Genomic DNA, 11,473 nt, shown 5'->3' with positions numbered 1-11,473 from the left:
TCGGCCCCCTTCCTACCTTCGTGACCGTCAGACGTCACCGAGGAGGATCCGTGTCCACTTCCCTGCGGCTCGGCGTCGCCGAGTTCCGCGCCCGGCCGGGCCGCGCGCTGCTGCCCGGAGTCGCGCTCGTCGTCGGCGTGGCCTGCCTGCTGGCCGCCCTGGTGCTGAGCGACGCGCTCACCAGGTCGGTCGACGAGGGGGCACCCGGCACACCGTCCTCGGTCGGGCACGTGGTCGAGGTCAGGCAGCAGCCCTACGACGCCACCCCGGTCGCCGAGGCGGACCGCCCGAAGCTCGACGACGCCCTGCTGACCAAGCTCTCCGCCGTCGGCAGGGCGGTCCCCGTGCAGGTGGCGCAGGCCGACCTGCTGGACGCGAACGGCCGCGCCGGGCAGCACCGCGCCGAGGTGCACGTCCAGCAACCGGACCTGGTGCGCTGGCCGCTGGCGGAGGGGAGGCAGCCCGCCGCCGGCGGCGAGGTCGCCGTCGACAAGATCACCGCCTACGAGCGCGGTCTGAAGCCCGGTGACGAGGTCTCGCTGGCCGCCGCCGACGGCACACCGCTGCAGGTCACCGTCAGCGGTGTCCTGAAGAAGGGCGGGATCGACGCGCGGCCCGTCCTGGTTGCTGGTCCCGACCTCGCGCGCGAGCTCGACCCGCAGCCGTTGACCAAGCAGGTGTGGGTCATCGGCGGGGCGCGCGACGCGGTCAAGACCGCCGCCGGAGCCTCCTACGCCGTGTGGGACCCGGAACCCGACGCCGACAAGATCGGCAACGACCTGACGTTCATCCTGCTGCCGTTCAGCGTCCTGGCCCTCGCGACGGCCGTGTTCGTCGCCGCCGCCACGTTCCGCGCGGTCTACGCGCAACGCCAGCGGCAGACGGCGTTGCTGCGGTGCATCGGCGCCCAGCGCGGGCCACTGGTGCGCAGGAGCCTGGTCGAGGCGCTGCTGACGGGTGCGGTGGCCGGCATCGGCGGTGCGCTGCTGGGCGGGCCGATGGCGTGGGTGCTCGCGCGGACGTTCGACGTCACCGGCATCTCCGTGCTGTTCGGCGCGGTCGAGCTCAGCCCGGAGCTGCTGCCGTCGCTCGGGTACGTGGTCCTCGGGGTCGTCGTCGCCGCCGTGCTCTCGGTCGCCGCCGCCGTCCGCCCCGCGATCAACGCCGCCCGCGTGTCGCCCCTCGCCGCGTTGCGCGACGCCGACAACGAGATGCCGACACGGTCCGTGCGCCGGCTTCGGCTCGTGTTCGGTCTTCTGTTCACCGGTGGTGCCGCGTTCCTCGCGCTGGCGGCCATCGCGGCCAAGGGCACGGCCGCGGCGCCCCTCGCTGTCACGTTCTCCGCGATCGCCGCGGTGACGGGCCTGTTCTGGATCCTCGGGCCGGTCACGGTGCCGTTCATCGCGCGACTGTTCGGCAAGGCTGGCGGTGCGCGGTGGACGCAGTGGAAGCTCGCCGGGGCCGAGGTGCGCAGGATGCCGCAGCGGTCGGCGTCGGTGGCGCTGCCGTTGCTGCTGGCCAGTTCGATGGTGACGTTCTTCCTGGTCCTGCTGGGCACCGCGCAGGAGATGACCTACTCGTTCGCCAACGAGGAACGGCCGGACGCCACCGTGGTCGACGCGGGGGAGCGGCCGCTGCCGGCGATCCCCGCGCAGGACGGCGTGGCCGCCGACGTCGTGCTGCACAAGGCCGAGAACGGGTCCGGCGCCGACCCGGAGGAGTTCAAGGCGTGGCTGAAGGCGCAGAACGTGCCCGGTGCCGAGCGGTTCACCGCGGGCACCGCGATCGTGCCGCCGCACTGGGAGGACCGGCCGTTCGTCGAGTCCGGCGGCAAGCGCTACGAGGTGGTCGGGACCGTTCCCGGCACGCTCACCGGGTACACGCCCGTCCTCGGCGGCCTGACCTCGGGACCGGCGGAGAAGGTGCTGGTCGCGCTGCGGCCGGGCACCGACCCCGCGCAGTTCCGGGCGGGTCTGCAGGCCGCGCTGCCGGACCACCCGACCGTCATCGTGCAGACCGACGCCGACGAGCGCGCGGAGGCCGACCGGTACATGCACCTCGGCACGGTGCTGATGATGGTGCTGCTCGGGCTGTCCGTGGCGGTCGCCGTGACGGGCATCGGCACCGCGCTCACGATCTCCGTCCAGGAGCGCCGCAAGGAGCTCGCACTGCGGCGCGCCTTGGGCGTCACTCGCGGCGGACTGCAGGGCGGGGTGATCGCCGAAGCGGTCATGCTGGCCCTCGTCGGGGTCGTCGGAGGGGGCGTGCTCGGGTTCGGGTACGCGGTGATCGCGATCCTGGCCATCGGGATTCCCCTCGTCCTGCCGACCGCGTCCGTGGTGTTGCCGCTGGTCATCGGCGCGCTGGCGGTAGTCGTGCTCGCCGTCGTGGCCGCGTTCGGACCGTCCAGGGGCGCTTCGCGGATCCGACCTGCCGCCGGATTGGCGTCCGGGTGAATAGGCTGGGGGGAGCTTCAACGCGAAGCTCCCCTCACGCTGTTGTCGGGGATCAGGTCATAAGGTGTTGCGCATGCGGCGGATCATGGGAACCGAGGTCGAGTACGGCATCGCGGTGCCGGGAGACGCGACCGCGAACCCGGTGCTCACTTCGACACAGGTGGTGCTCGCGTACGCGGCGGCGGCGGACATACCGCGGTCCAGGCGCGCGCGCTGGGACTACGAGGTGGAGTCGCCGCTGCGCGACGCCCGCGGGTTCGACCTGGGCTCGCCGGGCGGCCACCCGGCCGACTCCGACGTCGAGGACCTGGGCGCGGCGAACGTCATCCTCACCAACGGTGCGCGGCTCTACGTGGACCACGCGCACCCCGAGTACTCCGCGCCCGAGGTCACCAACGCGCGCGACGCGGTGATCTGGGACAAGGCGGGAGAGCGGGTGATGGAGGAGGCCGCGATCAAGGCCGCCTCCGTGCCCGGTCAGCCCCGCCTGCAGCTGTACAAGAACAACGTCGACGGCAAGGGCGCGTCGTACGGCACGCACGAGAACTACCTGATGCAGCGCTCGACGCCGTTCACGGCCGTCATCGCGGGCCTCACGCCGTTCTTCGTGTCGCGCCAGGTCGTGACCGGGTCCGGGCGCGTCGGCATCGGTGCCGCCGGCGAGGAGGCCGGCTACCAGCTCTCCCAGCGCGCCGACTACATCGAGGTCGAGGTCGGCCTGGAGACCACGCTCAAGCGCGGCATCATCAACACCCGCGACGAGCCGCACGCCGACGCGGACAAGTACCGGCGCCTGCACGTCATCATCGGCGACGCGAACCTCGCCGAGTACTCCACGTACCTCAAGTGCGGCACCACCTCGCTGGTGCTCGACATGATCGAGGTCGGGCAGCGGTTCGACGACCTGCGCCTGGTCGACCCGGTGCGCGCGGTGCACCAGATCAGCCACGACCCGACGCTCAAGACGAAGGTCGAGCTGACCGGCGGCCGCAAGGTCACCGGCCTGGACCTGCAGTTCGCCTACCTCGAGCGCGCGACGGCGTTCGTCGAGAAGGAGGGCACCGGCGACCGCGACGTCCTGCGGATCTGGGGCGAGGTCCTCAACGACCTGGCCAAGGACCCGTCGCTGTGCGCGGACCGGCTCGACTGGGTGGCCAAGCTGCGGCTGCTCGAGGGCTACCGGCAGCGCGACGGCCTCGCCTGGGGCTCCGCGCGGCTGAACCTCGTCGACCTGCAGTACTCGGACGTGCGCCTGGACAAGGGCCTCTACAACCGCCTGGTCGCGCGCGGCTCGATGAAGCGCCTGGTCAGCGAGGAGGAGGTGCGCGCGGCCATCACGACGCCGCCGGAGGACACGCGTGCGTACTTCCGCGGCCGGTGCCTGGAGCGCTACCCGACCTCGGTCGCGGCCGCGTCGTGGGACTCGGTGATCTTCGACCTCGGTCGCGAATCACTCGTGCGGATTCCGACGCTCGAACCGCTGCGCGGGACGAAAGCGCACGTCGGAGCCCTCCTGGAGGCCTCGGACACCGCCGAGCAGCTGGTCGATGCACTGACCCGCGGGTGATCGTCTACCCGAGTGGCTGAGAGTTTTTGTCGGTGCCGCTGGGTAGTGTTCTTGTCAGGCGAGTCAGTGGGAGGCCGAGATGTCCCAGGAACAGAAGCAGCGCCAGGGCGGTGGCGACGGCGACGACGGCGCCGGTGACGCCGCAGGAGCCGGCCAGGAGCGTCGCGAGAAGCTCGGCGAGGACGTGGACGCGATCCTCGACGAGATCGACGACGTGCTGGAGGAGAACGCGGAGGACTTCGTCCGCGCATACGTGCAGAAGGGCGGTCAGTAGGCCGTCGCGGCCTGTTGACCACCTCGGGGACGGGAGAACAACCAACACATGGACCACAGCTCGACCGGGCGTTACCCGGCCGCGGCGCTGCCTTCGGCGTACCTGACGCCGGGCTCGTCGTCGTTCACGGACTTCCTGCGGGCGCAGGCACCGGACATGCTGCCTTCCGCCAGGAAGCTCCCGGAGGGGACCGTCCAGGCCCCGCACGGGACGACGATCGTCGCCGTCACCTACAAGGGTGGCGTCGTGATCGCCGGTGACCGGCGCGCGACGATGGGCAACGTGATCGCCCAGCGCGACATGAAGAAGGTCTTCGTCACCGACGACCACTCCGCCGTCGGCATCGCCGGCACGGCGGGCATCGCGATCGAGATCGTGCGGCTGTACACGGTCGAGCTGCGGCACTACGAGAAGATCGAAGGCGTTCCGCTGTCGCTCGACGGCAAGGCGAACCGCCTCTCGGCGATGATCAGGGGCAACCTCGACGCGGCCATGGCCGGCCTCGCCGTGGTGCCCCTGTTCGCCGGGTACGACACCTCGTCGACCGACCTTGACCGCGCGGGCCGGATCGTGTCCTACGACGTCACCGGCGGCCGCTACGAGGAGTCGCAGGGCTACCAGGCGGTCGGTTCCGGCTCGCTGTTCGCGAAGTCGTCGCTGAAGAAGCTCTACGACCCGGATGCGGACGTCGACGGCGCTGTCCGCGTGGTCATCGAGGCGCTCTACGACGCGGCCGACGACGACTCGGCCACCGGCGGCCCCGACCCGGTCCGCCGCCTCTACCCGGTCGTGGTCACGATCAACGGTGTCGACGGTGCCGTCGAGGTACCGGAGTCGCAGGTCCAGACGATCGCCGACGCGGTCGTCGAAGGCCGCCGGTCCCGCCCAGCAGGCTGAGTCCCCATCAGGTTCGACGTCAGGAGCACCACCCATGACGATGCCGCTGTACGCATCGGCAGAGCAGGTGATGCGCGACCGCTCCGAGTACGCCCGCAAGGGCATCGCCAGGGGTCGCAGCGTCATCGTGCTGAAGTACGCGGACGGCATTCTGTTCGTCGCGGAGAACCCCTCCAGCACGCTGCACAAGGTCTCGGAGATCTACGACCGCATCGGTTTCGCGGCCGTCGGGCGGTACAGCGAGTTCGAGAACCTCCGCCAGGCGGGCATCCGGTTCGCTGACGTGCGCGGGTACCAGAACGACCCGCGGGACGTGACGTCCCGGTCCCTCGCGAACGTCTACGCGACGACCCTCGGCACCTACTTCACCGAGCAGATCAAGCCCTTCGAGGTGGAGATCTGCGTGGCGGAGGTGGGCGACTCCGCCGACTCCGACACGCTGTACCGGTTGACCTACGACGGTTCGATCGTGGACGAGCCGCAGTACATCGTGATGGGCGGCACGGTCGACGCCGCCAACACGGCGCTGAAGGAGTCGTTCGCCGACGGCCTGACCCTGGCCGAAGCCGTTCCCGTGGCGGTGAAGGCCCTGTCGGCGGGCTCCTCGTCCACCGGCAACGGCGCCGCCGAGGTCCTCCCCGCGGCCAAGCTGGAGGTGGCGGTGCTGGAACGCGCCCGCCCCCGCCGCGCGTTCCGCCGCATCGCGGGCCCGGCCCTGGACCAGCTGATGCCGGCGCCGACCAAGGACGGCAAGGACGTGACGGACGTGGAGCTGCCCTCGTCGGACGACGAGCCGAAGTAGCCCCGCGGTTCGCTTGGTGTGGAAGGCCTCCGGCGGTAACGCCGGGGGCCTTCTCGCTGTGTGGCGGGGTGTGCGGGCGCGGTTGACGGTGGCGCCTGCTGGCGGTGCAGTGGCGACGGCGCCCAGATCGGGGTGCGTGCGTTGCTCGTCGCGGTGCTACCGGGGGTTGGAGCCGAGCGTTGCGTCGCCGACACCCTCGTTGTCAGGCGGTCGAAGCCTCGCTCAGCTCCACCAGCAACCCGGCCAACCCGAGCCGGAGGGCCCCGTCACGGCGACCAGCTCGCCGGGCCCGACGGTGAGCGACACGCCCTGGAGCGCGTTCACGGCCGCCTCGCCGCTGCCGTGGACGCGGTGGACGTCACGCAGTTCGAGGACGCTCATCGTGGCACCTCGACGTCCGCCGGCTCGGCCACGGGCCGGGGCCGGTAGCGGAGCAGGCTCGCCTCGCAGTGGTCGAGCCAGCGCAGCTCCGCTTCGGCCTGGAAGATCATCGCGTCGAGCACCAGCAGCCACGGCAGCTCGCCCGGCCCCGTCTTGAGCCGCGTGTACTCCTGCAGCGTGCGCGTGGTCGCGGTGCGCTGGGTCGTGACGACCGCGGCCACGTCGACGCCGGGCGTGGTGATCGCGAGCGCGAGCTTGATCGCCATCTCGTCGCGCGGCCGGTCACCCCGCCGCACCGGCGTGCCGAACCACCGCCGCACCTCGTCGCGGCCCTGCGCGGTGAGCTCGTACGGCCGCTGGCCGTCGTTCTCCGGCAGCGCGGCGACCAGGTCGTCGCGTTCCAGGCGGGACAACGTCGTGTAGACCTGCCCGATGTTCAGGGGCCACGTGCCACCGGTGGTGGAGTCGAACGCCGCCCGGAGCTGGTAGCCGTACATGGGCCCGCGTTCGAGCAACGCCAGCAGACCGTGTTTCACCGACATGCGTACCGAGTGTGCATACCGGGTATGTCCCTGGCAAACGGTGACCTCGAAACTCACGTGCGCGCGGGTCGCGCATCCGGAATCCTGGGGTGGTGAGGTTGCTGGGGGCGCCTATCAAGCCCGCGACTAAGCCAGGTGTGCGCGTTCGGGACTACGAGCCCGCCGATGAGGCGTCGTGGTTGCGCTGCCGTGTGCTGGGGCTGCTGGACACGAGCTACTACGACGACGTGTGGCCGACGCGCAGACGTGCCGACCTGGAGCTCGTCGTGTGCTCCGACAACGTCGTCATCGGCGCGCTGGACGTGTCGGTGCAGGGCGCGGAGGCGACGATCGACCTGGTCGTGGTGCACCCGGACCACCGGGGCCGCGGCATCGCGACCGCGCTGCTCGACGAGGCGGTGCGCCGGCTGGTGCGCTGCGGTGCCACCGAGGTGGACGCGTGGACGCGGTCGGACGAACCCGCGCTGAGGTGGTTCGCGCGCAACGGTTTCACCGAGACGAGCCGGTACCTGCACGTGCACGCGTCGGCGGACGAGGTCGGCACGGTGGTGACCGCGCGGCACGGCCTGGTGCCAGCCGGGGCGTTCCTGCATGCCCGGATCGAACGGGAGGCCGAGCTGCGGCAGCGGTTCGAGCGCGTCCACGTCTGCCGCAGAGTGGTGCGCGCGCTCAAGCCGTGATGCCGGCCGTTCCACCCGGCACTCGAACGGCCGGGTGGAACGCGCCGTGGCGACTTCAGGAGGCGAGCAGCTCCGACACCCGCGTGCGGACCTCCGGCGAGTCGAGCCCGCGGACCATCACGGTGGTGCGGCGGCGCAGCACGTCGTCGACCTCGGTCGCCCACTCGGTGCGGCGGGCGTGCTCGACCTGGGCCCAGATGTCCGGGCCGTCCGGGTGCACGCGCTCCAGCAGGGCCGGGTTCTCCAGGCCGAGCGCGACGACCTCGTGCGACGTCGTGCCGTAGTGCGTGGCGAGGTGGCGGACCACGTCGTCGGGCAGTGCGTCGAACGCGTGGTTCAGCACCGAGCCGACGGTCTCCGGTGATGCCGAACCGGGCAGCGCCACGCCGTCCAGCGGGCCGTCGAAGGTGCGGCCCAGCTCGGAGTTCACGCGGGCCAGGACCGTCGCGCCGATCTTGCGGAACGTCGTCCACTTGCCGCCGGCCACGCTGATCATGCCGCCGGACCCCGCGGTGATCACGGTCTCGCGCTTGGCGTGCGAGGTGTCGCCCGGACCGCCGGGCAGGACCCGCAGGCCTGCGAACGTGTACGCGATCCGCGAGCGGTCGAGGCCCGTGACCGCGGTGCCCGCCTCGCCGAGGATCTGGTCGACGTCGGCGTCGGTGCACGCGACCGCCGCCGGGTCGCCCTCGTAGGCCTCGTCGGTCGTGCCGAGCAGGAGGTGGCCCTCCCACGGGATCGCGAACGACACGCGCACGTCGTCGACCGGGATCGTCAGCGCGGCCTTCCACTCCGACGTCTGCCTCAGCACTAGGTGCGAGCCCTTGGACAGGCGGATCGACGGGTCGGCGGAGGGGTCCTCCATGCGCCGCAGCACGTCGAGCCACGGGCCGGTCGCGTTCACGACGACCTTCGCGTCCACCCCGAACTCACCGAGCGGGTCGCGCAGGTCCACACCGGTGACCTTCGCGCCGGTCTTGCGCAGGCCCACGACCGAGATGTGGTTGAGCAGCACGGCACCGGCCTCGGCGGCGGCGCGCGCGGCGGTGATCGCCACGCGGCTGTCGTTCATCTGGTGGTCGTAGTACATCGCCGCGCCGCGCAGACCGTCGGCGCGCAGGTCAGGCACCCACTCAGCTGCCCTGCGCGCCGACAGCACCTTCCCCATGCCGTCGCCGAAGCCCGACAGCGCGGAGTACAGCGTGACGCCCGCACCCAGCACGAACCGGCTGTGCGGGCCGCCCTTGTAGACGGGGACGAGGAACGGCAGCGGGCGCACCAGGTGCGGGGCGAGGTGGTCGCCCAGCGCACGTCGTTCCCTGTGGTTCTCGTGCACCATCGGCACGGCCGACGGGCCCATCGCGAGGTAGCGCAGGCCGCCGTGCACGAGCTTGGAGGAAGCCGACGAGGTGGCGCCGGCGAAGTCGCCGCTCTCCACCAGGGCGACGCGCAGGCCGGAGCGGGCCGCGGCCCACGTCGTGGCGATGCCCAGGATGCCGCCGCCGATCACGACGACGTCGAACTTGCCGTGCTGCAGCTCTTCGCGGGCGCGTGCCCGCTGTGTTGAGTCAGTCATCGTCCTCGTCCATCCACCCGACGGTCCGCTCGACCGCCTTCTTCCACTTCCGGTAGCCGCGGTCCCGCGCCGCCGGTTCCATCGACGGCTCCCATTCGGCCGCCTTGTGCCAGTTGGCCCTCAGCTCGTCGGTGCTGTTCCAGTAGCCGACGGCCAGACCGGCCGCGTACGCCGCGCCCAGGCACGTCGTCTCCGCGACGATCGGGCGCACCACCGGCACGTCGAGCACGTCCGAGAGGAACTGCATGAGCAGGTTGTTCGCCGTCATGCCGCCGTCGACCCGCAACGTCGTGAGGTCCACGCCGGAGTCGGCGTTCATCGCGTCCACGACCTCGCGGGTCTGCCACGCCGAGGCTTCGAGCACGGCGCGTGCGAGGTGCCCGCGCGAGATGTAGCCCGTCAGCCCGGCGATGACACCGCGCGCGTCGGAACGCCAGTGCGGCGCGAACAGCCCGGAGAACGCGGGCACGAAGTACGCGCCGCCGTTGTCGTCCACCGTGCGCGCCAGCGTCTCGATCTCCGCCGCCGACGAGATCAGCCCGACCTTGTCGCGGAACCACTGCACCAGCGCGCCGGTCACCGCGACCGCGCCCTCCAGCGCGTACACGGCCGGTTCGGCGCCGATCTTGTAGCCGACCGTGGTCAGCAGGCCGTTCTGGCTGCGCACCGGCTCGTCACCGGTGTTGAGCAGCAGGAACGCGCCCGTGCCGTACGTGCACTTGCCCTCGCCGGGCGCGAAGCAGGTCTGGCCGAACAACGCCGCCTGCTGGTCGCCGAGCGCGGACGCGACGGGCACGCCCTCGTAGGTGCCGTAGACCTCGGAGGAGGACCGGATCTCCGGGAGCATCGCGCGCGGGACGTCCATCGCGGCGACGAGCTCCGGGTCCCAGTCGAGGGTCTCCAGGTTCATCAGCATGGTGCGCGACGCGTTCGTCACGTCGGTGACGTGGCGGCCGGTCAGGTTCCAGATCAGCCAGGTGTCCATGGTGCCGAACAGGACCTCGCCCCGCTCGGCCCTCCCGCGCAGGCCGTCGACGTTGTCGAGCAGCCAGCGCAGCTTCGGCCCGGAGAAGTAGGTGGCCGGCGGCAGACCGGAGCGCTCGCGGAACCGGTCGTGATCGCCGAGGCGCTTGACCAGCGCGTCCGTGCGGGTGTCCTGCCAGACGACGGCGTTGTGCACGGGCTCGCCGGTCGCCCTGTCCCAGACGACCGTGGTCTCGCGCTGGTTCGTGATGCCGAAGGCGACGATGTCGGAGTGCGTGAGGGAGGCCTGCGCGAGGGCGTCGCGGACGACGGCCTGCACGTTCGCCCAGATCTCGGCCGCGTCGTGCTCCACCCAGCCCGGCCTGGGGAAGATCTGCCGGTGCTCGCGCTGGGCGACCGACACGATCCCGCCGGACTGGTCGAACACGATGCACCGGGACGACGTCGTGCCCTGGTCGATCGCCGCGATGTGAGCCACGTTGCACACTCCTCTGTGTGAACCATTCGACATTGTCGAACGATTCCACAGTACTACCAGGAGAGGCCACCCAGCTCCCTGGACACGCTGCGAGCTGCCTCACGTACGTAGGACACGAGCTCCAGGCGGGGTGGCTGGTCAGGCGACTCGCACAGCCGCTCCACCGGCCCCGACACGCCGATCGCGCCGACGACCACCCCGCGCCGGTCACGGATCGGGGCCGCCACCGACGCCTCGCCCTCGACCAGTTCGTGCAGGTCGTAGGCCCAGTCGCGGTCGCGGACCAGCTCCAGGGCCGCGGACAGCGCCTCCTCGTCCAGCGTGTGCCGGGTGAACCGCTGCAGCTCGCCCTCCGGCCGCTCGCCGAAGGCCACCAGCGCCTTGCCCAGCGCCGTCGCGTGCCACGGCAGCAACGCACCGGTGTCGAGCGCCTGCCGGCTGTTGTCCGGGCGGAACACGTGGTGCACGACCAGCACGTGCCTGCCGTGCGGCACGCCGATGCGCACCGCCTCGCGCGCTCGCATCGCCAGCGTGTCCGACCAGTTCAGCGCCTTGGCGCGCAGCTCGTTGCCGTCGAGGTAGGAGGTGCCGATCTGGAACAGCGCGGCCCCCAGGCGGTACTTGCCGCCCTCGACCTCCTGCTCGACGAACCCGACCTCGTGCAACGTCCGCAGGATGCCGTGCACCGTCGGTTTCGCGAGGTCCAGCGCGCGCGAGATCTCGGCGACGCTCAGCTGGTGCGCGCCGCCGTGGGCGAGCAGCTTGAGGACCTCCGCCGCGCGCTGGATGGACTGGATGGGTCCGGGCACGCACCCCACTCTACCTGCGGGCGTTCG

11 protein-coding genes are annotated in these 11,473 nt (G+C 71.5%); 6 read left to right on the top strand and 5 right to left on the bottom strand.

The annotated features are described in order from the left end of the window. Positions 1-50: 50 nt before the first annotated feature. From ACZ7CD_RS15770 to prcA, 5 genes are all read left to right on the top strand, one after another. On the top strand, positions 51-2,456 hold the full coding sequence (locus ACZ7CD_RS15770) for an FtsX-like permease family protein (RefSeq protein ID WP_470379134.1): 2,406 nt from the start codon (positions 51-53) through the stop codon (positions 2,454-2,456). 73 nt (positions 2,457-2,529) lie between these two features. Continuing rightward, on the top strand, positions 2,530-4,023 hold the full coding sequence (gene dop / locus ACZ7CD_RS15765) for a depupylase/deamidase Dop (RefSeq protein WP_470379133.1): 1,494 nt from the start codon (positions 2,530-2,532) through the stop codon (positions 4,021-4,023). Positions 4,024-4,102: 79 nt separating this feature from the next. Further along, positions 4,103-4,297 (top strand): ubiquitin-like protein Pup, encoded by a 195-nt coding sequence (locus ACZ7CD_RS15760; RefSeq protein ID WP_360387319.1) that lies wholly within the window; start codon positions 4,103-4,105, stop codon positions 4,295-4,297. A gap of 48 nt (positions 4,298-4,345) precedes the next feature. Next, complete coding sequence (gene prcB, locus ACZ7CD_RS15755) at positions 4,346-5,194, top strand: proteasome subunit beta (RefSeq protein WP_360387321.1); 849 nt, start codon at positions 4,346-4,348, stop codon at positions 5,192-5,194. Between the two features lie 34 nt (positions 5,195-5,228). Then, a complete protein-coding gene (prcA, locus tag ACZ7CD_RS15750; protein ID WP_360387324.1) occupies positions 5,229-5,996 on the top strand; it encodes a proteasome subunit alpha in 768 nt (255 codons plus the stop codon). 222 nt (positions 5,997-6,218) lie between these two features. On the opposite strand, the gene ACZ7CD_RS15745 is transcribed toward prcA, so the two are convergent. Then, positions 6,219-6,377, bottom strand: a complete 159-nt coding sequence (locus tag ACZ7CD_RS15745; protein WP_360387326.1) for a hypothetical protein — start codon at positions 6,375-6,377, stop codon at positions 6,219-6,221. Beyond that, complete coding sequence (locus ACZ7CD_RS15740; RefSeq protein ID WP_458433286.1) at positions 6,374-6,919, bottom strand: PadR family transcriptional regulator; 546 nt, start codon at positions 6,917-6,919, stop codon at positions 6,374-6,376. Before ACZ7CD_RS15740 ends, ACZ7CD_RS15745 begins: the two co-directional genes overlap by 4 nt. Before the next feature lie 137 nt (positions 6,920-7,056). Between ACZ7CD_RS15740 and ACZ7CD_RS15735 the strand changes: the two genes are divergently transcribed. After that, positions 7,057-7,599, top strand: coding sequence for a GNAT family N-acetyltransferase (locus tag ACZ7CD_RS15735; protein WP_470379132.1), 543 nt, complete (start codon positions 7,057-7,059; stop codon positions 7,597-7,599). 55 nt (positions 7,600-7,654) lie between these two features. Here the strand turns inward: ACZ7CD_RS15735 and ACZ7CD_RS15730 are convergent, their stop codons facing one another. From ACZ7CD_RS15730 to ACZ7CD_RS15720, 3 genes are read right to left on the bottom strand one after another with little or no spacing between them, the layout of a single operon-like run. Then, positions 7,655-9,175 (bottom strand): glycerol-3-phosphate dehydrogenase/oxidase, encoded by a 1,521-nt coding sequence (locus ACZ7CD_RS15730; protein WP_360387334.1) that lies wholly within the window; start codon positions 9,173-9,175, stop codon positions 7,655-7,657. Beyond that, a complete protein-coding gene (gene glpK / locus ACZ7CD_RS15725) occupies positions 9,168-10,637 on the bottom strand; it encodes a glycerol kinase GlpK (protein WP_458433284.1) in 1,470 nt (489 codons plus the stop codon). Before glpK ends, ACZ7CD_RS15730 begins: the two co-directional genes overlap by 8 nt. Before the next feature lie 53 nt (positions 10,638-10,690). Further along, positions 10,691-11,446, bottom strand: coding sequence for an IclR family transcriptional regulator (locus tag ACZ7CD_RS15720; RefSeq protein ID WP_360387339.1), 756 nt, complete (start codon positions 11,444-11,446; stop codon positions 10,691-10,693). Positions 11,447-11,473 lie beyond the last annotated feature (27 nt).

It is taken from the genome of Lentzea sp. NPDC036949 (assembly GCF_055608075.1).
Note: the sequence above shows the minus strand (reverse complement) of the source record. Positions and strands in the feature narration are given on the sequence as shown.